We start from the raw sequence: 22,600 nt of genomic DNA on the forward strand, positions 1-22,600 counted from the left end.
ATGAAACGGAAAGATATAAAACATACTGCTTTATTCTCGGCATTTGTGCTAATCAGTATTGCTTTGATCTTCATAGCAGGCCTTTCTTTTCATTTTCCTACAGCATCTATCCTCGTTGTTGTTTTGATTTGGCTTTTCGCAGTTGCAGTTTTTTCCGGCATGAGCAGTCAGGAAATTGAAAATGCCTTTGTCAATGGGGCGAAGAAGGGGAGTGCGGCAATTCTGTTGCTGCTCTGTGTTGGCGTAATTGTATCCATGTGGATTCAGAGCGGCATGGTACCGATGATTATTTATTATGGACTGGGTTTGTTTTCTCCCCAAATTTTGCTTCTTTGCACCTTCCTGCTGTGTGTGCTGCTATCTGTTTGTACCGGTTCCTCATGGGGTGCCTGCGGTACCATCGGCATTGCCTGTGTCAGCATTGGGGAAGGCATGGGGATTCCTGCTTATATCACAGCGGGCGCTGCGATTTCCGGAGCAACTGTTGGGGATAAGCTCTCTCCCTTTTCGGATACAACGGTATTCACATCTTATATCACGCATGTGAATATTTACGACCACATTCGTTCTATGATGAAAACAACAATCCCAACCGTGATTTTGACAATGATTATTTATATTGTTATCGGGCAGCATTTAGAATCGCATGTTATACAGGATTCCTTCATACCTGAAATGAGGGCGGCTTTGAAGGCGGGCTACACATTTCACTGGGGACTGTTCCTATTGCCGACAGCCATCATTTTAATGAGCATCAAAAAGGTGCCGGCAACCTTATCCCTTCTCTTAGTCGGGCTTTTGGGTGGGGTTTTGTCAATAGGATTGCAGGGAAACAGCATCACACAGGTAATGGAAGCTGTTTATGGCGGCGTGGACAGCTCTTTGGGAATTGAGCTTTTGGATACAATGCTTTCCAAGGGCGGCTTGATTTCGATGCTGCCAACCGTTTGCATTGTGCTTTTGGCACTGGCGATTGGCGGCTTGATTGGAGAAATGGGGATTTTGGATGTATTGGTTGTCAGCATGAGGGAACGCTTTCAGAGTGAACGGGCGGTTGTCCTGTTTACCATACTTTGCGGCATTGTCATGGTTCTGCTGCTGTCCTCTCTGTATGTATCTGCTGTATTGATTGCAGAGTTGTTTGCGGCATACTACGATGAAAGGGGGATCGACCGCAGTATCCTATCCCGAACGATAGAGGAAACCACAACAATTACAACACCGCTTATTCCATGGCATTCCAGTTATTTATACTACACAAGCCTGTTTCAGTTGAATGGGATGCAGTTCATCCCGTATACAGTTTTCTGTTGGCTAAATTTAATTGTAAGCATAGTATTGACCATATTTGGTGAAAAATATTTTTTGAATAACAAGCATAATGGCAAAAAGGAGGAATTGGTATGTTGAAATTTGCGCAGAGAGTCAATTCTATGAAGGGTTCCGCAGCAAGAGCAATGCTGAATATTACAAGAAAACCCGGTGTCATCTCTTTTGCGGGCGGTTTGCCTGCACCGGAGCTGTTTCCGGTGGAGGAATATGCGAAGGTAGCACAGAGCGTAATTCAGGATAACGGCAGTGATGCCTTGCAGTATGGGCCTACCTTGGGCTATATCCCTCTTCGTACAAAAATTGCAGAACGTATGCAAAAATCAGGGGTTCAGACAAGGATGGAAGAAGTTATGGTAACCAGTGGTTCTCAGCAGGGCTTGGAATTTATGGCAAAGCTGTTTATTGACCCCGGTGATATTATCGTTTGTGAAAGCCCAAGCTACCTTGGTGCAATGACAGCCTTCAGTTCCTATGAACCCAGATATATTGATATCCGTACAGATGATGACGGGATGGATATGGAAGAATTGGAAAAAGCCTTGTCCTCCAATGATAGAATTAAATTTATCTATGTGATTCCCGATTTCCAGAATCCCTCCGGTAAGACATGGTCGGAGGAACGCCGTATTCGTTTAGTAGAGCTGGCGAATCAATATGATGTTGCCATTCTTGAGGATAACCCTTATGGAGAGCTTCGCTTTGAGGGCGAAATGCTGCCGGCAGTAAAGCATTATGATACAGAAGGCAGAGTTGTATTTTTAGGCACCTTCTCTAAGATTTTCTCTCCCGGTCTGCGTTTGGGCTGGATTAACGCATCTGAGGAAATTATTGATAAATTTAATTTGATTAAGCAGGGCGCAGATTTGCAGTCCAGCACCATTTCTCAGATGGAAATTGTGAAATTTATGGAGATGTATGATCTTGAAAAGCATATTGATAAGATTAAAGAGGTTTATAAAAAGAGAAAAGATTTGATGCTGGCAGAGATGGAAAAAGAATTCCCTGCAAGCGTAACCTATACCAATCCTAAGGGTGGCTTGTTTGTTTGGGTAACCCTGCCTGAGGGCATCGATGCCGCAGATATTTCCGAAAAAGCCTTAGATGAAAAGGTTGCATTTATTATTGGTGATGCTTTTTATCCCAATGGCGGCGGCAAAAACCATTTTCGTATGAATTTCTCGAATATGGATGAAGAACGAATCGTAGAGGGGGTTCGCCGTCTGGGTAAGGTTCTTCGCGACACATTGCAGTAAAAAAGGAGGGAGGCAGTTGTTTACTTTTGAACATCTCGTGATTATGGAGCCCTCCAATGTTTCATCTGAAATGATGGAGACGCTTAAAAAAACGGCAAAACAGATTACTGCCTATGATACCGTACCAAAGGGTGATACAGAGATTTTGAAGCGTATTCAGGATGCAGATGGGATTTTGATGAGTTACACCAGCAGCATTAGCAGAGAGGTTTTGGAAAATTGCCCGAAGCTGCACTATATCGGACTGTGCTGTAGTCTTTATTCTCCGGAAAGTGCCAATGTGGATATGCAGGCGGCAAAGGAGTTGGGGATTACTGTAACAGGTGTGAGGGAATATGGTGACAATGGTGTTGTGGAATTTGTATTATATGAAATCATCGGTCTCTTTCATGGATACGGTAAACACATTTTTGAATCCTATGCAAAGGAAATGACAGGAGTCAAAATGGGAATCATCGGTTTGGGGGATACAGGTAGAAAAATTGCGCATGCTTTGCAGGCGCTGGGGGCAGATGTGTGCTATTACAGCAGAACCAGAAAGTCGGAGCAGGAGGCAAGGGGGATTCAATATTTGCCATTGCATGAGCTTTTGACGGAAGCTGAGGTTGTATGCACCTGCTTGAATAAGAATGTTGTTCTCTTGGGGGCGGAGGAATTTGCGGCGCTGGGAGAGCATAAGCTGCTCATCAATACCGGGCTGAGTCCTTCCTATGAGATTTCGGCTGTGCGGGAGTGGTTGAAACACACCGGTACATATCTTTCCTGTGATTCGGATTTGGCTCTGGGGGATTTAACCCTATTGGATTTTGATAATGTATATTTTAAGAATAAAGCCTCCGGTGGGACAACACAGGCGTTAGAGCGATTGCAAGAAAAGGTATTGGAAAATCTGTTTCATTATTTGGAAGGGCAGGGCGGCGCAGAAGCATAAACGGATACCTAAAAAATGAATGATAGCAAGGGAAATGGGTCGGCAAATGTCGGCCTGTTTCTTTGGGAAAAACCTGCTTTATACTACAAAGGGCAGAAGCCGAAAATTCGGTTCTGCCCGGTGGGGTCGAAATGTGTATCGTATTTTTTTGATTTGCCTGAGTAGAATCAAAGGCTTTCTCTTAAAATCTCGATGATTTCCGCTCGATTGGGAACGTGATAGCCGCCCTTCAGAATCAATGTGACATCTGCGATGCTCTCCAGCATATCCTCGGTTACACCAAGCTCTGCAAGATGCAGCACTACGCCGATTTCACGCATCCAGTCTTCCATAGCAGAGAGACCCTCCTGTGCTACTTGTTCTGCTGCCTTGCCCTCTGCATTGATGTTCCAGACATTCACAGCAAAACGCTTGAATTTCGGGATGGCATAGGGCAGTATATGGCGATAATACGGCAAGGATACCGCAGAAAGCGTCATGCCGTGGGTCGCATCAGTATAGCCTCCGACTGCCTGCCCAAGCATGTGCACCATCCAGTCTGTATGCTTTCCTTTGTCAATGAGCGTATTCAGTGCCCATGTGGCTGTCCACATGAGATTGCTGCGCGCTTCATAATCCAGTGGATTTTGTACGGCTATGCGGCTGGAATGAATTACAGAGCGCATTAAGCCCTCGCTGATGTAATCACTGGTGTTGTCATCTTCATCCGAAAAATATTGCTCGCAGATATGATTGAAAATATCATATATACCGGAAACCATCTGATATTTCGGCAGTGTAAACGTATATTCAGGATTCAATATCGTAAACCGAGGCATGATTTTTTCATCGGCAAAAACATGAGCAATTTTCTGATGTGTTTCTGTGTTGGTAATCACGCTACCTGCGTTCATTTCGGAGCCGGTGCCGACCATGGTGAGGACGCAGCCGACAGGGACGATTTCGCAGCTCGGTTCTTCAAAGCGAACAAAGTATTTCTCCCAAGGCTCCTCCTCGCAATGAACGGAAACAGAGACAGCCTTGGAATAATCGCAGACAGAGCCGCCGCCTACAGCAAGCAGTAAATCTGCCTTATGCGCACGGGCAATTTCAATTCCCTCATGCAGCTTTGCAACGGTGGGATTGGGCATAACACCGCTAATCTCTGCAACAGTTTTATTATTTTTCTTTAAAAGAGCAGTTACGGCATCATAAATTCCATTTTTCTTAATGGAGCCGCCGCCGTATATCAGCACAACATTTTTGCCGTACTTGGATAGTTCGTCATTGAGGTAGTTCAAGGATTTTTTCCCGAAATACAGCTTGGTTGGATTGCAGTAAGAAAAGTTACCTAACATAATTGCTCACCCATGCCTTTCTTTTTAATTCTTATAAAAATCATGCACCTTTTGATGACTGCTCTTATTTTAGTCGTATTTATTCTGTGGGTTGTGCGAGGGGATTTTGGCGGTATCCCTCCAGCAGATTGTCATTTTCCATGATGAACGGCCGTGTTGTATCCTGCTCCCACGCAACATCATATTTTTCCATGAGATAATCACTCAGCTCTGTCCGATTTTTTAATTTTACCAGACGATATGGCTCCTGGAAGGCGACCTTCTCGATAAAATAAAGCTCTCCGTTTTCTGCGGGAAGCAAAATGCCGACATGACCGATAAAAAGCGTATTATCCGTATCCGAAAATTTGTCATGCAGAACGACGGAGATCAGGCGTGCCTTGTCGTCTGTAAACGAAATGCCGCGTTCCCTCCAGCCTGCCTGCAGAGCCTTGACCTGCTCGGTTACATCGGTACTGTTTGCAGCATTTACAGGTGCGAACAGAGCACAGAATTTGGCGGTACTGTCTCCGCAGAGAACAGAGGAATCCGCAGAAAGCGTTTCAAGATCCAGAAAAAGCGCATCCTCGCCTTGGGTATTCGGCTGATTAGCTCCCGCTGTGACAAAGTCGCCGAATAGACTGAAGGCTGTGATCCTGCAATTATATCCGGGAAAGCTACCGTTTTTTTTCATCCAAGCATCCTGCATTTCATAGGGATCATATTTGGTTTCAGTTGGTGCCGCGCTTTCAAAGCCCTTCGTCAGCCACTCACTTTTTACATCTGCACGAAAGGCATCGACCTTGGCAAAAAGGGTATCAATTCTGTTTTCCTTTACCCCAGCATCCGAGAGACCTTGGCGAAGCAGGCTGCGAGATTCTTCATCCGTCAGATTGGAATATACAGCGGTTTTCAGTGGCAGCTGTTGGCTGTCTGCTTTTGTTGCTGCACAGCCGCAAAAGCCGCTTAGGGTTAGGCTTGCAGCCAGCAGCAGGGTGGCATATTTTTTCAAATTCATGTGCATCTACCTTCCTTATAATGGATTTGGGTGGAGCATACTTCTTTCAAGGTGTTAGCCAAGAATGCGCCGGTCGAAATGTTGCAAGACTGGCGCAAACCGGATAAATATTGGATTTTTACGGTAGTTCAGATTATTCCCATTCAATCGTACCGGTGGGCTTGGGTGTCAAATCGAACAGCACGCGATTTATGCCCTTAACCTCATGTGTGATACGGTCGGTGATATGCTGCAGCAGCTCAAAGGGTACATTTTCTACGGTTGCGGTCATAGCATCGATTGTATTTACGGCACGGATGATGGCGCACCATTCATCCACGCGCTTATTATCCTTCACGCCAACGGATTTCAAATCGGGGATAGCGGTGAAATACTGCCAAACCTTGCCCTCCAGACCGTTCTTTGCAAATTCCTCACGCAGGATGGCATCGGATTCGCGCACAGCCTCCAGTCTGTCTCTTGTGATGGCACCCAGACAGCGCACGCCCAGACCGGGACCGGGGAAGGGCTGTCTGTAAACCATGCTGTCGGGCAGACCCAGAGCCTTGCCGCAGGCACGCACCTCATCCTTAAACAGCATTTTCAGAGGCTCTACCAGTGCAAAATCCAAATCCTCAGGCAGACCGCCGACGTTATGGTGAGATTTGATTACCTTTACGGTTTTTGTGCCGGATTCGATGATATCGGGGTAAATCGTCCCCTGACCGAGGAATTCAATGCCTTCCAGCTTTCTTGCTTCCTCCTCGAATACGCGAATAAATTCCGCGCCGATGATTTTACGCTTCTGTTCGGGGTCGGCAACGCCTGCCAGCTTATCCAGGAAGCGGTCAACGGCATCTACATAAATCAGGTTTGCATCCATTTCATCGCGGAACACCTGAACCACCTGTTCGGGCTCGCCCTTGCGCAGCAGACCGTGGTTTACATGCACGCAGGTCAGCTGCTTGCCGATGGCACGAATCAAAAGCGCCGCAACAACAGAGGAATCCACGCCGCCGGAGAGCGCCAGCAGAACCTTTTTATCGCCAACCTGACGCTTGATGAGTTCAATCTGGTCGGCAATGAAGTTTTCCATGTTCCAGTTGGCTTCTGCCTTGCAGGTATCGAATACGAAATGCTTCAGAACTGTTTCTCTTTCTGCATCATCCGCAGGGAAAGCCGCGCCGCCTTTATGGTCTGCCTTTAAAATAGGAAGGCCTGCGTTGTAAACCGCCTCGGATGCATCAATTTCCACGCCATCCACCACGCGGTTCACGCCGCCGTTTAAGATAATCCCCTTTACGCCGGGCAGCTTTGCCAGCTCCTCTGCGGTAATATCGTGGGGATGAATTTCCGTATAAACTCCTAATGCACGAATCTCGCGGGCAATCTTGGGATTTTCCTCACTGCCCAGATCCAGAATCAAAATCATGTCCTGCTTCATAAGTACCTCCTAATGCTGATAACCATGTAACTGTTCTGTATGATATTTACTATGATATTTTATTGTACCATAGCGAAGGGAATCGGAAAACAGAAAATCGATATTTTCCGAAAAATTATTTTGCTGCCTTCACCGCGCGGATAATTGCCTGCTCCGCTACCCTTGCGGCAAGGATACCGACCGTATCTACGGGGTTTTCGGGGAATTCCAGCTCGCCTGTGGAAAGGCAGAAAATCGTATCCCCGTCAAGGGAGGTATGAATCGGGCGGATGCAGCGTGCCAGTCCGTCGTGCGCCATGCCTGCCACCTTTGTTGCCTGTGCCTTTGTCAGCTTCACATTGGTTGCGACTACGCCGATGGTGGTGTTTTTGCCGCTGATGGAAAAATTGGATGCCATCTGCAAAAAGCCCTCCTCCGTAGAGGTAAAGCTGCCGTCATCTGCCCTTGTGCCTGCGATGATGCTGCCGTTTTCGTAAACATCCCCGATGGCATTGACCGCAATCAGCGCTGCCACGCGAATCCCGTTTGGCGTTTCCTCGCTCCATGAGCCGATGCCGCTGTTTGTGCAATGCGCCATGCCGCGCAGCTTGCCGACCGTTGCGCCGCAGCCTGCGCCGTAATCACCTTCCAGAAGGACAGAATCGGAGGCGTTTTCGCATGCCTGCATGCCCATTTCCTTATCGGGGCGAACGAAGGCATCCCCATATTCCAAATCAAACAGCACCGCAGAGGGGACGATGGGTACGCTTGTTACGCCGACATCAAAGCCGATGCCCCTTTTTTCAAGCCAGTTCATAACACCGCTTGCCGCCTCCAAGCCGAAGGCAGAGCCGCCCGAAAGCACAACGGCATGCACCTTCTCCACGGTATTGATGGGGTTTAAGAGGTCGGTTTCTCTCGTGCCGGGGCCTGCGCCGCGCACATCCACGCCGCAAATCGCGCCATCCTCCGCAAGCACAACGCTTACACCTGTTTTCGCAGTCGGATTTTCTGCCTGTCCCACCTTTATGCCCTTTATATCAAGGATATTTCTTTTTAATTCCATCTGAAGCACTCCTTTTTGTCCAAAAGTATCGTTTCCTCTTGATTTTAGCTGTTTTTCTCTTTTTTGTAAATATAAAACACGCACCGAATAGGCTCTCTGCCGATAGCATGAGGGTAAAGGAATTTTTGGAGGGAACGCCATGGGGACATATCTGGTGCGGGGCGGGAAGCGGATAGAGGGAGAATTTGCGGTGCGGGGGAGCAAAAATGCCGCTTTGCCCATTCTGGCGGCGTGCGTGCTTGCGGCGGATGAGGTGGTTCTGGAAAATCTGCCGCAGATTCGAGATGTTTCGCAGACGCTGGAAATTTTGCGGGAGCTTGGCTGCTCTGTTACGCTGACGGGGCGGACGGCGGTGATAGACAGCCGCGATATGCAGGCGATCGCGCTTTGCGGCGAAGCCGTGCGAAAAATGCGTTCTTCCATCCTTTTTCTGGGGGCAATGCTCGGCAGAAGCGGTGCGGGCAGGATTGCGTATCCCGGTGGCTGTGCGATTGGCAAACGCCCGATAGATTTGCACCTTGCCGCCTTTCGCAGGATGGGCGTTTCCATTGCGGAGGAAAACGAGATTCTTGATTGCAGGGTGGAGCGGTTACAGGGATGCAGGATTGATTTGCCGTTTCCGAGCGTGGGTGCAACGGAAAACATTCTGCTTCTGGCGGTGTGCGCGGAGGGGGTAACGGTGCTGCATAATGCCGCAAGAGAGCCGGAGATTGTAGCTTTGGTGCGGTTTCTGCGTGCCATGGGGGCGGAAATTTACGGCGAGGGAACGGGCAGCCTTTTGATCGAGGGGGTGAAGCGGCTGCATGGGGCGGTTTTCACGATTCCTGCCGACCGTATCGAGGGCGGTACGTTTCTCTGTGCCGCCGCCATGACAGGGGGAGAGCTATGCTTGAAGGGACTGGAACGAGAGCAGCTTGGCGCGGTTTCGGAAGCCCTGCGGATGACGGGCTGCCGGCTTTTCTGGGAGGAGGGAGGTCTCCTGTGGATGCGTCCGCCAAGGCGGCTGCTGTCGGATTTTTCGATTATAACGGGGCCGTTTCCTGCCTTCCCGACGGATATGCAGCCTTTGCTGATGGCTTTATTGACATTGGCGAAAGGACATTGTATGATTAGTGAAACAGTGTTTGAAGCCCGTTTTTCGCAGGCAGAGGGGCTTTGCCGCATGGGAGCCGATATCCGCATCGAGGGGAGAAGGGCTTCGGTTTTCGGCGTGGAGCGGCTCTTTGGTGCGGAGGTTTTTGCCAGGGATTTGCGCTGTGGGGCGGCGCTTTTGTGCGCGGCACTTGCGGCGGAGGGCGAAAGCCTTGTGCATGGCGCGGAATATGTGGAGCGTGGCTATGAAAAAATAGAGACTGCGCTTTCACTTCTTGGCGGCGAGATTCGGCTGACAGAGCAGGGCTGATAGAACAGAAAGGATACGATATGTTTCATCGGAAGAACAAACAACAGAAAAAATCACAGGAAATGCTTGATATTGACCTGATGGAGGAAATCGGCTACTATCAGAAAAAGCCGCAGAAAAAGGGGCTTGACCAGAAAATCGTGATTGCGCTGGTGCTTGTGGTGGTTGTGGCTGCATGCGTGCTGTTTTCGCCGCTGTTTTCGGTGAAAAAAATAGAGGTGGAGGGCGCAAGCCAGTTTACGACATCCGAGCTTTGCGAAAAAATCGGTCTTTCCAAGGGGGATAATCTGCTTCTGTTCAGCAAAGGCAGAGCGGAAAAAACGCTTGAGAAAAGCCCGTATATCGCCTCTGCGAAGCTTTCCGCCAAGCTGCCCCATACCATGAAAATCACGATAAAGGAAAGAAAGGCGAGAGGGTATGTGCCCTATATGGGGTCGTACCTCTACATAGATGAGGAAGGGCGTGTGCTTGAGGTGGCGGGTAGCTGCAGGGATGCACTGCCGCTGGTCAAGGGGCTGAAATTTGACAGCTTTACGGAGGGGGAAATCCTTCCCGTGCAGAATACGGATGCGCTTGCAGTGATTCTGGAAATTTCGCAGCTGATGGAAAAATATGAGCTTCTGGATGAGGTGGTGGAAATTGATGTTTCCAAGCCGAAGGATATTTATGCCTATGTGAACCAGGTGCAGATTCATCTGGGGAATATGACGAACGGCGATATGAAAATTCAGTATATGCAGCAGATTGTAAAAACGATTCCCAAGGAGGACAGAGGGATTTTAGACCTCAGCGGATTGGACAACCCCAAGGCGAATGTTACCTTTCAATACCTGACCTGATGGGACGGAGAAAAAAGAAAACGGCACTGAAATATTTTTTGCTGAATTTGTGATTTTCTGCTTGAATAAAAAGAGAAAAGATACTATGATAGAATATAACTGACAAAAATGGAAAAAGGCGTTTAAAAAAAAGCAAAAATTCGTAGGAAAACTTGTTTTTGCTATGGCAATCGGCTTTTCTTTCGTGTATAATATAAGTTGATAAATTTTCAGAACAACCTAGGAGGAGATTATAGCATGCTCGAATTAGATATCCCTATGAGTAATATGGCGCAGATTAAAGTAATCGGTGTTGGCGGCGGCGGCAACAACGCAGTAGATAGAATGATTGAAGACGGCTTGGATGGGGTGGAATTCATTTCCATCAATACAGACGGACAGGCTCTGTCCAAATCCAAATCCGCAACGAAAATCCAGATTGGCGAAAAGCTGACAAAGGGTTTGGGCGCAGGCGGCAACCCTGAAATCGGTCAGCGCTCCGTGGATGAAACACAGGATGATATCGCGCAGGCACTGCGTGGTTCCGATATGGTATTCATCACCGCAGGCATGGGCGGCGGCACAGGCACAGGTGCGGCTCCCCGCATCGCGTCCATTTCCAAGGAGCTGGGCATTCTGACAGTCGGCGTTGTGACAAAGCCCTTCAATTTTGAAGGCAAGAAAAGAATGGGCAATGCGGAAAAGGGCATTGCAGAGCTGAAAAAGAACGTAGATACGCTGGTTATCATCCCCAACCAGAGACTGCTTTCCATTATTGATAAGAAAACAACCCTGACAGAGGCCTTCCGCAAGGCAGATGAAATTCTGCTACAGGGTGTACAGGGCATTGCCGATTTGATTTCCAAGCCCGGCGTGATCAATCTGGACTTTGCCGATGTCAGAACCATCATGGCAAACAGAGGCATTGCACACATGGGCATCGGTCGCGCAAGCGGTGAAAATAAGGCTGAGGTTGCTGCGAAAATGGCAATCCAGAGCCCTCTCCTGGAAACAACCATCGAGGGTGCAAAGCATATCCTGATTAACTTCAGCGGTGACATGAACCTTGGTCTGATGGAAACAGAGGAAGCTGCAGAGCTGATTAGAGAAGCTATTGACCCCGAAGCAGAAATCATCTTCGGTACTACACTGAATGAAGAGCTGAATGACGAGGTTGTGGTTACGGTTATCGCAACAGGTCTGGAGGATGAAGCGCACACAGAAGCACCTGCCAGACGTTCCTTTGCGGAAACCATTGCTGCAAGAGGCGAAAGAGCAGAAAGAGCAGAAAGAGAAGAGGAACATGCTGCGGAAACAGAGGAGGCTTCCGAAGAGCCTGCACAGGAGGACGCACGTCCTGCCGCAAGAAGATTCGCAGATTTGGATTATGATTATGAATCCGAAATCAAGATTCCCGATTTTCTGACAAGAAAGAAATTCTGATTTTCTGCAATCAATTCAGACAAAAAATTACATAATTCGATTTTTAAACCTCATATCCGTGGAGTCTGTTCTGCGGTATGAGGTTTTTTTGTGGAAAACAACCGAAATAAAGCACAAAAATAAGAGGAAAAATATTGTTCTTTTGTAGAAAAAAGCAGATAGTAAATAAAGATAAGATTGTTTTTTTGTCAAAACAATTTATTTTGTGCCTTTTTCAGTTTGAAAATTGTGTATTTCGTTCGGAATCTGTAGCAAAATCAGATAAATTATCTTATAATGAAAAACGGAAGAGGGGCATCTTCCTCCTTCTCTTTTGGAGAAGGAGCAGCAAAGTAAGAATTGGGGTGTATTTTATGAAAGAACAAGAAAAAACAAAAGTGGTACTGGCGGATCGAGACGGATTTTATCTGCAACGCTTGAAGCGCTGTCTGGAGAGAAGGGGGGATATGACAGTAGTAGGCATGGCGGATAACGGTGTAGCCCTGCTGGATTTGGTGATACAGAAAAAGCCTGCTGTGCTTCTGACAGACATCCTGCTAGGGGAGCGGGATGGCTTATGGGTTCTGGAAAACATCAAAAAGAGGGGACTTCCGTGTATCTGCATTTTTATTTCCGCGATTGACAGCGATAAGCTGGTGCGGCAGGCAATCAGCCTTGGTGCGGAGTATTATATGGCGAAGCCGATTCAGGGGGAGCTTCTGCTGGAGCGCATCCATCAGATGCTGAAGCAGGAAACGCCAACAAAGGAAGCAGCGAAACCGAAAGCAACGGAGCGGAGGGAAAATCCTTTCGAGGAGCTGGAAAGCGAAATTTCCATTTTGCTCAGTCGCATGGGAATCTCTGCCAGCATAAAGGGGTATCACTTTATTCGCAAAGCGGTGATGATGGCAGTGGAAAATCAGGACGTGCTGGTCGGCATTACGAAGGGGCTGTATCCCGATATTGCCAAGCAGTATAAAACAACCGCAAGCAAGGTGGAGCGTGCCATTCGCCATGCGATTGAAAGCGTCTGGAAAAAGAACGGGCCACAGATTTATTTCGAGATTGCAGGCTATCTGCCGACCGAAAAGCCCACAAATGGGCAGTTCATTGCCGCCCTGTCGGAATATTTTCGCATTAAGGAAAAAGGAAAATCGAAAAAAATCAGCTGAAAATAAATAGGAAGGAAAAAAGAACGAAGCTTGTTGTATGACAATTCGTTCTTTTTTTCGGTCGAAATTCACAAATTTTCATTGTAATTCTTGCCATATCATTATAAAATAAGAAACTAGAAAGAGTATTTTTGAGAAAAACAGAAAAGGGGCGGTTGGGATGGATACGAAAAAAGCAGTGCTGAAAGGCGTTTTGACGATGGTGGTTGTTGCATTGGCAGGCTTTCTGCTGTTCAATGGCATCGGGCGGCATCCCTATCAGCCGGATGAGCTGGAGGGCGTATTCCGCAAGGAGGCAGCCGCGCGCAGTGTCAGCGGCGAGGGTGAGGTAATTTCCGAAACCTATGGCAACAGCATTACCTTTGCCATGCAGACGGCAGACGGCAAACGGGCATGTGCAACCTATGGACGCAGCATGTTTTTTGATAAATATAAGGAGCTGGAATTTTATACCGGCGTGCAGGGAGAGGAGCCTGCGGAAAATATTGTTTATGCGGAGAGGAACGACACCATAACGGGTGACAGCATCACCTATTCCGTAAACGATGGCGCGATTGCCTATCAGGCAACGGTTCGCTTTGGCAATGACATCGGGATTCAGTTCAGCGATGAGGTGAGACCGATGATGTATCTCAAATTCATGGTTGTCTGCCTTGCGGCAATGGGCATCTTCGGGGTGCGTATCTTCCTTGGCAGACGGCAGGCATGAGTACAAAAGAAAATAATGAGGTGAAGAAAATGGAATTATCGAAAAAAGCAATGAGCATCAAACCTTCTACAACAATGGCAATTTCCTCCCGTGCGGCTGAAATGAAGGCAGCGGGGGTGGATGTGGTTTCCTTCGGCGCAGGGGAACCCGATTTTGATACCCCTGCACACATCGCGCAGGCAGGCATTGATGCCATTCAGAACGGGCAGACACGCTACACCCCTGCGGCAGGGACACCGGAGCTGAGACAGGCGGTTTGCGATAAGCTGAAACGGGATAATGGTCTGGAATACGAACCGGCACAGGTGGTAATCAGCAACGGCGCAAAGCATTCCCTGATGAATACCTTCATGGCAATCCTGCATGAGGGGGACGAGGTGATTATTCCTGCGCCCTTCTGGTTAAGCTATGCGGAAATGGTGCGTATTGCCGGCGGTGTGCCTGTGATTATTCATACGAAAAAGGAAAACGGCTTCATGATGACCAAGGAGGAGCTGGAAAATGCCTATTCTGCAAAAACAAAGGCAGTTGTGCTGACAACACCCTCCAACCCCACAGGACAGGTGATGAGCAGAGCAGATCTGGAAATGGTGGCGGAATTTGCAGTCAGCCATGATATTCTGGTGGTTTCCGATGAAATTTACGAAAAGCTGATTTATGAGGATGATAAGCAGCACATCAGCATTGCATCCCTTGGGCAGGATATTTATGACAGAACCATCGTTATCAACGGTGTTTCCAAAAGCTATGCTATGACAGGCTGGAGAATCGGCTATGCGGCGGCACCCTTGCCGATTGCAAAGCTGATGGCATCCCTGCAGTCCCACATGGCTTCTAACCCCAACGCCATCGCACAGGCGGCAACGGTGGTTGCGCTGAATGGTCCGCAGGATTGTGTGGCAGAAATGTGCGTGGAATTTAAAAAACGCAGAGATTACATTTATGAAAGAGAGGAAGCCATCCCCGGCATTTCCGCACTCAAGCCCGAAGGTGCCTTCTATCTGTTTGTGGATGTTTCCGGACTGTACGGCAAGGCATACGAGGGGCAGAAAATCGAATCGGCGGCGGATTTCGCATCCATTCTTCTGGAAAAGAAGTATGTGGCGGTTGTGCCCTGTGCCGATTTCGGCATGCCCGATTATATCCGCCTTTCCTATGCAACGAGCATGGAGCTGATTAAAAAAGGCATGGACAGAATCGAAGAAATGGTAAAGGAATTGAAATAAGAAAACGCAGGCGGCGCATCTTATATCTGAACGATAAAGGGAGTGCCGCCTTTTTCAGGAGAAAGGAAGCGAGCCAATGAGCTATGAGGTTTTGGAAAGCAGGAAAACCTATGAAGGGAAGATTGTGACGATTACGGTCGATAAGCTGCGGATGCCGGATGGCAGTGAGGCCTATCGCGAAACCGTAATCCGTAAGAAAAACGCCGCAGGCGTGCTTGCGGTGGATACGGATGGGAGGCTTCTGTTTGTCCGCCAGTATCGGCACCCGTTTCGGGAAATGCTGCTGGAAATCCCTGCCGGCGTGATAGAGGAGGGCGAAAGCGGCGAAGCAGCCGTGCTGCGCGAGCTGGAGGAGGAAACGGGCAAAAGGGCAGGCAGAGCGGAATTTCTCTGCGAGCTGTATCCCTCTGTCGGCTTCTGTACGGAAAAAATTCAGCTTTTCTTTGCCACAGAGCTGACCGCAGGCACACAGAAGCTGGATGCGGATGAATTTGTGGAGATTGAAAAATATACTTTGGAGGAAGCCATCACAATGATTCATAAGGGCGAAATCAAGGACGGAAAGACCATTGCGGCGCTTTTTGCATGGCAGGCAAGAAAAAACGCATAATTAAAACAGACGAGCCATACCTTGTATCAGGGGGGATGGCAATGAAAAGGCAGAAACGAAGGACAGACAAACAGCTGCAACGAATTATAGGCATTGTCTGCCTTTCTTTTTTATTGGGGACGGCAGGCGGCGCGCTTCTGGCAAATCTTCTGCCGCAGGGGCAGCAGGGGCAGCTTTCTGCATTTTTGCAGCAGGCGCTGGCAGATGGAGACGAAATCGGCTTTGCGGCAATTTTCTGGAAATATCTGAAATATGATATCATCATCTGGTTAGGGGGATGGATGCAGCTGGGGCTTTTCTTTGCGGGGGCGGCGTTCCTGTTTCGGAGCGTCTGTGTCGGCTTCACCTCTGCCATGATGATGGCGGCGTATGGCATGAAGGGGGTGCTTCTTTCCGCGACTGCGTTTCTGCCGCAGAATCTTCTGCTGATTCCCTGCTATATCCTGATGATGTCAGCCTGTGTGTATTATCTGCTTTCCTGGCAGGAGGAGGGCGGCAAGCGGACGCTGAAGCGAGAAAAAAGGCGAAAGCAGCTGGAATATTGTATTCTCTTTGGGGGGTCTGTACTGCTGCTTGCGGCGGCTTCTGGGTTGGAACGGATGCTTTTACTGCTGTGAGGGCTTCTTATCGAAAAAAATAAACGTTGTTTTGTAAAAAATTCATGTGAAATTTTGCAAATTGTTCACAAAAAGTTCACAAAATTAACATTTTTCAGCAAATCATATCGACAAGCCATGGAAAAATAAGTATAATTTAAAGAACTAAAGACGAAGGGGATTGTTGAAATGGAACAATGTATTGCTGATTTTACCGCATATTTACGGAATGAAAAAAAATCACCGGAAAATACTGTTCTCTCCTACAGCAGAGATTTAAAGGGGTTCTGCCGCTTTATGCAGGAGGCGGGAGTTTCGGATGCCGCAAAGGTGAATCGCACGAATGTGATGGCGTATGTCTATGAGCTGCAAAAGCAGAAAAAGGCAGGGGCAACGGTTTCCAGAAATATTGCGTCCATTCGTTCTTTTTACCAGTTTTTGCAGAAGAAGGGCATGGTGACGGAAAACCCTGCGGCGGATATAGAGCTGCCGAAGGTGGAGAAAAAAGCCCCTGAGATTCTTTCTCTGGAAAAGGTGGAGCTGCTTTTGGAGCAGCCGAGAGGGGAAGAGGATAAGGAGGTGCGCGATAAAGCCATGCTGGAGCTGCTTTATGCGACCGGCATTCGCGTGACTGAGCTGATTTCTCTGAAGGTTTCGGATTTGAATCTGCCCTTGGAATATATCCATTGCGGCAGCGAAGCAAAAAGCCGTATCATTCCCATCGGCGCACAGGCGAAGGCATCTCTGCATAAGTATATGGAACGGGTGCGGGAGCACATGATTTCCGTTCCGGAGGAGGAGGCGCTGTTTGTCAACTGCAACGGCAGACCCATGACCAGACAGGGCTTCTGGAAGATTATCAAATCCTATGCAAGGCGAGCGGGCATCGAGGAGGATATCACACCGCATATTCTGCGGCATTCCTTTGCGGCGCACTTAATCGAAAACGGTGCGGACTTGCGCTCTGTGCAGGAAATGCTGGGTCATTCCGATATTTCCACCACGCAGATTTATACGAAGCTGACGAATCAGAAGCTGAAAAATGTATACGCAAAAACGCATCCCCGTGCGTAAATCCATAAGAAAGACGAAGCTCTCCAACGAGATTTGGAGGGCTTTTTTGATGGAGAAAATCACTCCACGGAGCGTTTGTTGCTTTCGGAAGGCGGATAAAGTAAGATAAGAAAGAAGGAGAGTCTGTTCCGCAAAGAGCTGTAAAATTTGTCGAAACCGCGTGGGGGAAGAATGTGTAGTCTCTTTGAAGAAACGCAGAAAGTATGCTATACTGGAAAAAATATACCGAAAAAAGAATTTCTGTGCAAAAGGGGGAAGAAGCATGAAAAAGGTATTGTTTGTGGATTGCTGCATCCGCAGAGAGGCTTCCCGCTCCAAGGAGCTGGCGGAGTATTTTATCCAAAAATTAGAGGAAACGGGTGCGTATGAAATTGAGCGGCTATGCCTGATGGATGAGAATTTATCTTATTTTTCCGATGGATTCTTTTTTCAGAGAGAAGCCCTTCTGGCGGAGGGAAAATTCGACCATCCTCGTTTCCGCTATGCGCACCGGTTTGCGGCGGCGGATAAAATCGTGATTGCCGCGCCCTTCTGGGATTTAAGCTTTCCTGCGCTTTTGAAGGTGTATATTGAAAACCTCTGCGTGGATGGTATTACCTTTCATTCGGATGAAACGGGGCTGCATGGGCTTTGTAAGGCAGACCACATGGTTTTCCTGACGGCAAGGGGCGGTATTTATACGGATTCCCCCATGGAGCAGGGTGCGCGCTACTTGGAGCAGATGGCGGCGTTCTTCGGCATTGCAAAATTCGACTGCGTTGCCGCGGAGGGGCTGGATATCGGCGCATGGCCTGTTGTGGAGCTGATGGAGCAGGCAAAGGAGAAGGCGGCAGAGGTCGCAAAGGCATTTTAAATAAAAGAAACACGGTATGACATGGCTCTGATTCCGAAAGGGGTTTTCTGTGATACCGTTTTTTATTAGGAAGGATGCGGGAGGAACTATGAAGCTATTTCATATCAGTGATTTGCATTTAGGCAAGCGGATATATGAATTTTCCATGCTGGAGGAGCAGAGGGAGCTGCTTTTGGAAATTCTGCGGAGCATAGACGAGGAACAGCCGCAGGCACTGCTCATCAGCGGTGATATTTACGATAAGCCTGTGCCGCCGACAGAGGCGGTGAAGCTGTTGGATGATTTTCTGACGGAAGTATCCAAACGAGGACTGCATACCTATCTGATTGCAGGCAACCATGATTCCGCACAGCGTCTGGAATTCGGCAAGGAAATTTTCGGCAGGGAAAGCATCCATATCAGCGGCAGCATTGGCGAGGGATTGGCGCATGTTACGGAAACGGATGAATATGGTACGGTGGAAATCTGGCTGCTGCCGTTTTTCAAGCCGGCACATGTGAACGCCCTGCTGCGCGAGGAGGAGGCTTCTTCCTATGCGGCGGCGGCAAAGCTTTTGTTGGAACGAGAGGAGATTGATTTTTCCAAGCGAAACGTGATTCTGGTGCATCAGTTTGTGACGTGGAGAGGGGCGGCGGAGCGCAGTGATTCCGAAACGCTTTCCTTGGGCGGCGTGGATGAAATTGATGCAGGGCTGTTTTTTGATTTTGATTATGTTGCACTGGGGCATCTGCACAATCCGCAGAGACTGGGAAGGGAAACGGTGCGCTATGCCGGCTCTCCCATGCCGTATTCCTTTTCGGAAATCCGCAGGAAAAAGGGCATTACGGTTGTTGAACTCAAGGAAAAAGGTGTGGTTTCTCTGGATTTTATCCCACTGGAAACAAAGCGGCAGTTTCGGGAAATCAAGGGCCCGTTGGAGGAAATCCTTGCGGCAGGAAGGGAAACGGGCGGCTCGGAGGATTATATCCGCTGCATCCTGACGAACAGCGAAGCCCTGCTTGACCCTGTGGGACAGCTGCGGCGCATTTACCCGAATTTAATGACGCTGGAATTTGAACAGCAGGCAGCTTCGTTTTCCGATGAGGTGCTTTTGGATACAGAGACTGCCCGCCCGGAGGAATTGTTTGCGCGCTTTTTTGAAAGGCAGAACGAAAAGGAACTGGATGAAACGCAGAAAAAGCTATTGGAGTGCATCTGGAAGGGAACGGAGGAGAAGGCATGAAACCATTAGAATTGACGATTTCCGCCATTGGCCCCTTTGCGGAGCAAACGGAGATTTCCTTTGAACGGTTAGGAAAGCAGGGGCTTTTTCTCATCAGCGGCGACACAGGCGCAGGGAAAACTACGCTCTTTGATGCCATCTGCTTTGCGCTGTTCGGTGAGGCGAGCGGCTCGAACCGTGGTGTGGACAGTATGCGGAGCGACTTTGCGAAGCCGCAGACCAAAAGCTTTGTGTCGCTGACGTTTTCCCATCAGGGCAGACAGTACCGCGTGGTGCGCAACCCGGCGTATCAGCGACCCAAGCTGCGCGGCGAGGGCATGACGGCGGAGAGTGCGGATGCGGCGTTGTATCAGGAATCGGGCGCGGAGCGGGCAACACTTGCGACCGGATTTACGCCTGTGAAAAACGAGATTGAAACGATTTTGGGCGTGGATGCAAAGCAGTTCAAGCAGATTTCCATGATTGCGCAGGGGGAATTTCTGAAGCTGCTTTATGCGGACAGCACAGAGCGCGGCAATATTTTCCGCAGGGTGTTCCATACCGACCTCTATGCCGCCTTTCAGAAACGGCTGAAGGATGCGGAGCGAGAAAAACGCATTGCCTTGGAGGACAGCGAAAAGCAGCTGTTGAGACATTTCAGCGAAATGACGGGGGAAGCCTTGAAAAAGGAAGCACTTTTCGACGGGGAGGAGCTGCTTTCCGTGCAGGAAAAACGCTTGCAGGAAATGGAGCGGAGCCTACAGGAAACAGACGAAGCCCTGACAACACAGCAAAAACGTCTTAGCGAGCTGGAGCATGCCATCAGCGAAGGCGCGGAAACGGAGCAGCTTTTTGCGAAGGCGGCGGCAGCACGGCGGCTTTTGGAAACGCAGGCGGCACTTCTGCCCGAAAAACAGGCAGAAACGGCAAGGCTGAGAAAGCAGCGAGATGCGCTTGATTTTGTTTTCCCCTTGGAGCAGGCTTGGAAAACGGCGGAAAAAACGCGAGTAAACTGGCAGAGAGGTGCCATCGAAAACGCGGAAAAGGAGAAGCAGGCGGAGGAAATACTTGCCCGTTTACAGGCGGAAAAGCTGCTTCTGGATGCAGAAAAGCCACAGCTTGAGGAAAAACGAAGCCTTTTGCGCAGACTGAAGGCGGACGAAGAACGGGTTTGGCAGAGGGAAAAAGCAAAGCAGGAGACAGAACGGCTTGCTGCGGAGAAAAGCGCGGCGGAAGCCGAGATACAGGCGTTGCAGGAACGGCTCACGGCGCAGGAAAAGGCGCAGCAGGAATGGCAGGCGATGCTTTTTATGCAGGAAAAGCTGCTGTTGGAGAAGAAAGCACAGGAGCAGACGATTGCCAGAAAAAGAGAATTCATCGAAGGCATCGAAGCACTTCTGCAACAGAAAGCGGATATCGCCAAAAAGGAAAGGGATTTGCAGGGCATGCAGAAGAAATACCTTGCGGCGGAGGGGACATGGCAGGCGGCGAAGGCAGCGGCAACGCAGGCGGAAACGCTTTATCTGCGCGAACAGGCAGGCTTTCTGGCGGAAAACCTCACGGAGGGGATGGCTTGCCCTGTCTGCGGCGCAACGCACCATCCCCATAAGGCGGCGCTGACGGAAAATGCCATCACGCAGGCGGAATGGCAGGAGAAAAAGGCGCAGGAGGAAACGGCAAGCGCGGCTCTGCGAAGGGCATCCGAGCAGGCGAAGGTTGCAGGGGAAAAGCTGCTCTTGGCGCAGGAAGCGTTCCGCATAGGCTGTGAAAGGCTGGGGACAGCTGCGGAGGGGCTTTATGCGGAAAAGGAAACGGCAGAAGTCGCATTCAAGCAGGAAATGGCACTGCTGGCAGAGAAGCAAAGGAGGATAGACGAAGCAGAAGCCCTGCGCCCCGAAAAGGAAGGCTTGCAGGAACGCATTGCGAAAAGCCAAGCCGCCTTGGCAGCATTGCAGAAAAGGGCGGAGGAAACGAACACCGCTTTGCGGCAGAAGCAGGGCGAATATAGCCTGTTGCAGGCGCAGCTTGGAAATCTGACTGCCGCAGTGCTGACAGAGAAATGCGCCGCTTTGCAGAAGGAAATTTCCCTTGCGGAGAAAAAGGAATCCGACCTGCAGGAGACTTTGCAGCAGACACGAGAGAAAAAGGAGCGTTTTCTTGCCCTGCGGAAGCAGGCAGAGCAGGAGAGCCAAGCCGCCGCAAAGACGGAGCAGGGAGCGGAAGCAGAATTTTTTGCCATTTTGCGGGAAAAGAGCTTTGCAAATCAGACAGAATATGAAGCATATCTCACAGAGCGCACGGTATTGGAGCGTGCGGAGGAAGAAAACAGACAGTTTTTCGCAGCTTTGGAAAAGCAGAAGCAACTGGCAGAAATGTTTGCGGAGAGCTGTGCGAAAAAGGAGCGGAAGGATGTTTCCGCTTTGGAGGAGGAGCGAAAAACGCTTTTGACGGAACGCGCGGCGAAAAAGCAGATGGCAGATGAAACAAGAAAACAGGCTGCTGTTCTGGCAAATCTCCTGCAAAATGCAAGGAAGGAATGGCAGGAGAGGATGCACGCTGCGGCGGCGTATCTCCCGATTCGGGAGCTTTCTCGCACTGCCAACGGGGAATTGCCCGGTAAGGAGAAAATCGCCTTTGAACAATTTGTGCAGGGGGTTTATTTCCGAAGGATTTTGCAGGCGGCAAATCTGCGTTTGCAGGATATGACAGAGGGCAGATATCTTTTGCTGCACGCAGAGAAGGCGATGAATAAACGCTCGCAGGCGGGCTTGGAGCTGGAGGTGTTGGACCATTATACGGGTAAAAGCCGCTCGGTGCGTTCACTTTCGGGTGGGGAAGCGTTTAAGGCTTCGCTTTCCTTGGCATTGGGGCTTTCCGATGTGATTCAGGCGCACGCAGGCGGTGTCCGTGTGGATGCGATGTTCATTGATGAGGGCTTCGGCTCTCTGGATGAGCAGTCAAGGGAGCAGGCGGTGCAGGTGCTGCAAAGGCTTTCTTATGGGAATCGTCTGGTGGGAATTATTTCCCATGTTTCCGAACTGAAGGAAAGCATTGATAAGAAGATTATCGTGAAAAAGGGCAGTGCCGGCAGCAGCATTGCATGGCAGGAATAAAAAAAGAAATAAAAAAATAAGGAAATAAAAAAAGACCTCTTTCCTCAAAGCGTATAAAAACGCCAAAGGGAAAGAGGTTTTATTAT

Annotated in this window: 19 protein-coding genes; 15 read left to right on the plus strand and 4 right to left on the minus strand. The window is 49.2% G+C overall.

From position 1 onward, the window contains the following. The 3 genes from GPK49_RS02170 to GPK49_RS02180 are packed head-to-tail and all read left to right on the plus strand — an operon-like array spanning position 1 to position 3,516. Positions 1-1,410, plus strand: a complete 1,410-nt coding sequence (locus tag GPK49_RS02170) for a Na+/H+ antiporter NhaC family protein (protein ID WP_318283813.1) — start codon at positions 1-3, stop codon at positions 1,408-1,410. Then, positions 1,404-2,585 (plus strand): aminotransferase-like domain-containing protein, encoded by a 1,182-nt coding sequence (locus tag GPK49_RS02175; protein ID WP_215676597.1) that lies wholly within the window; start codon positions 1,404-1,406, stop codon positions 2,583-2,585. The genes GPK49_RS02170 and GPK49_RS02175 overlap by 7 nt, the downstream gene beginning before the upstream one ends. 16 nt (positions 2,586-2,601) lie before the next feature. Continuing rightward, positions 2,602-3,516, plus strand: coding sequence for an NAD(P)-dependent oxidoreductase (locus GPK49_RS02180; protein WP_318283814.1), 915 nt, complete (start codon positions 2,602-2,604; stop codon positions 3,514-3,516). Positions 3,517-3,683: 167 nt separating this feature from the next. On the opposite strand, the gene GPK49_RS02185 is transcribed toward GPK49_RS02180, so the two are convergent. The 4 genes from GPK49_RS02185 to GPK49_RS02200 form a co-directional block, all read right to left on the minus strand. Continuing rightward, complete coding sequence (locus GPK49_RS02185; RefSeq protein WP_215676598.1) at positions 3,684-4,853, minus strand: iron-containing alcohol dehydrogenase; 1,170 nt, start codon at positions 4,851-4,853, stop codon at positions 3,684-3,686. A gap of 79 nt (positions 4,854-4,932) precedes the next feature. Continuing rightward, positions 4,933-5,850, minus strand: coding sequence for a DUF4300 family protein (locus GPK49_RS02190; protein WP_318283815.1), 918 nt, complete (start codon positions 5,848-5,850; stop codon positions 4,933-4,935). Positions 5,851-5,983: 133 nt separating this feature from the next. Further along, positions 5,984-7,273: a glutamine-hydrolyzing GMP synthase gene (guaA, locus tag GPK49_RS02195; RefSeq protein ID WP_118578886.1), complete on the minus strand. Its 1,290-nt coding sequence runs from the start codon at positions 7,271-7,273 to the stop codon at positions 5,984-5,986. Between the two features lie 115 nt (positions 7,274-7,388). Beyond that, positions 7,389-8,318 carry a P1 family peptidase gene (locus GPK49_RS02200; protein ID WP_215676599.1) on the minus strand — a complete coding sequence of 310 codons (930 nt, stop codon included), beginning with the start codon at positions 8,316-8,318 and terminating at the stop codon, positions 7,389-7,391. A 139-nt stretch (positions 8,319-8,457) separates the two neighbouring features. On the opposite strand from GPK49_RS02200, the gene murA reads away from it, so the two are divergent. From murA to GPK49_RS02260, 12 genes are all read left to right on the plus strand, one after another. Beyond that, entirely contained in the window at positions 8,458-9,720 is a 1,263-nt protein-coding gene (gene murA, locus GPK49_RS02205; RefSeq protein ID WP_215676600.1) for a UDP-N-acetylglucosamine 1-carboxyvinyltransferase, read from the plus strand. A 20-nt stretch (positions 9,721-9,740) separates the two neighbouring features. Further along, positions 9,741-10,559 (plus strand): FtsQ-type POTRA domain-containing protein, encoded by an 819-nt coding sequence (locus tag GPK49_RS02210; protein WP_215676601.1) that lies wholly within the window; start codon positions 9,741-9,743, stop codon positions 10,557-10,559. Between the two features lie 237 nt (positions 10,560-10,796). Continuing rightward, entirely contained in the window at positions 10,797-11,981 is a 1,185-nt protein-coding gene (gene ftsZ / locus GPK49_RS02215; protein ID WP_118578878.1) for a cell division protein FtsZ, read from the plus strand. A gap of 353 nt (positions 11,982-12,334) precedes the next feature. Then, on the plus strand, positions 12,335-13,132 hold the full coding sequence (locus tag GPK49_RS02220; protein WP_215676602.1) for a sporulation initiation factor Spo0A C-terminal domain-containing protein: 798 nt from the start codon (positions 12,335-12,337) through the stop codon (positions 13,130-13,132). A gap of 160 nt (positions 13,133-13,292) precedes the next feature. After that, positions 13,293-13,841, plus strand: a complete 549-nt coding sequence (locus GPK49_RS02225) for a hypothetical protein (RefSeq protein ID WP_016407352.1) — start codon at positions 13,293-13,295, stop codon at positions 13,839-13,841. Between the two features lie 29 nt (positions 13,842-13,870). Further along, a complete protein-coding gene (locus GPK49_RS02230; protein WP_016407351.1) occupies positions 13,871-15,067 on the plus strand; it encodes a pyridoxal phosphate-dependent aminotransferase in 1,197 nt (398 codons plus the stop codon). 76 nt (positions 15,068-15,143) lie between these two features. Further along, positions 15,144-15,677, plus strand: coding sequence for an NUDIX hydrolase (locus GPK49_RS02235; RefSeq protein ID WP_215676603.1), 534 nt, complete (start codon positions 15,144-15,146; stop codon positions 15,675-15,677). Between the two features lie 41 nt (positions 15,678-15,718). Continuing rightward, positions 15,719-16,294 carry a stage II sporulation protein M gene (locus GPK49_RS02240; protein ID WP_215676604.1) on the plus strand — a complete coding sequence of 192 codons (576 nt, stop codon included), beginning with the start codon at positions 15,719-15,721 and terminating at the stop codon, positions 16,292-16,294. Positions 16,295-16,462: 168 nt separating this feature from the next. Beyond that, positions 16,463-17,347 (plus strand): site-specific tyrosine recombinase XerD, encoded by an 885-nt coding sequence (gene xerD / locus GPK49_RS02245; RefSeq protein WP_118578872.1) that lies wholly within the window; start codon positions 16,463-16,465, stop codon positions 17,345-17,347. Between the two features lie 262 nt (positions 17,348-17,609). Continuing rightward, on the plus strand, positions 17,610-18,200 hold the full coding sequence (locus GPK49_RS02250; RefSeq protein ID WP_215676605.1) for an FMN-dependent NADH-azoreductase: 591 nt from the start codon (positions 17,610-17,612) through the stop codon (positions 18,198-18,200). 88 nt (positions 18,201-18,288) lie between these two features. Continuing rightward, positions 18,289-19,422 carry an exonuclease SbcCD subunit D gene (locus GPK49_RS02255; protein WP_215676606.1) on the plus strand — a complete coding sequence of 378 codons (1,134 nt, stop codon included), beginning with the start codon at positions 18,289-18,291 and terminating at the stop codon, positions 19,420-19,422. Further along, positions 19,419-22,514, plus strand: coding sequence for an AAA family ATPase (locus tag GPK49_RS02260; RefSeq protein ID WP_215676607.1), 3,096 nt, complete (start codon positions 19,419-19,421; stop codon positions 22,512-22,514). Before GPK49_RS02255 ends, GPK49_RS02260 begins: the two co-directional genes overlap by 4 nt. Positions 22,515-22,600: the final 86 nt, after the last annotated feature.

The sequence above is a fragment of the Clostridium sp. MCC345 genome (assembly GCF_018785345.1).
Classification (GTDB): domain Bacteria; phylum Bacillota; class Clostridia; order Lachnospirales; family Anaerotignaceae; genus Anaerotignum_A; species Anaerotignum_A faecicola.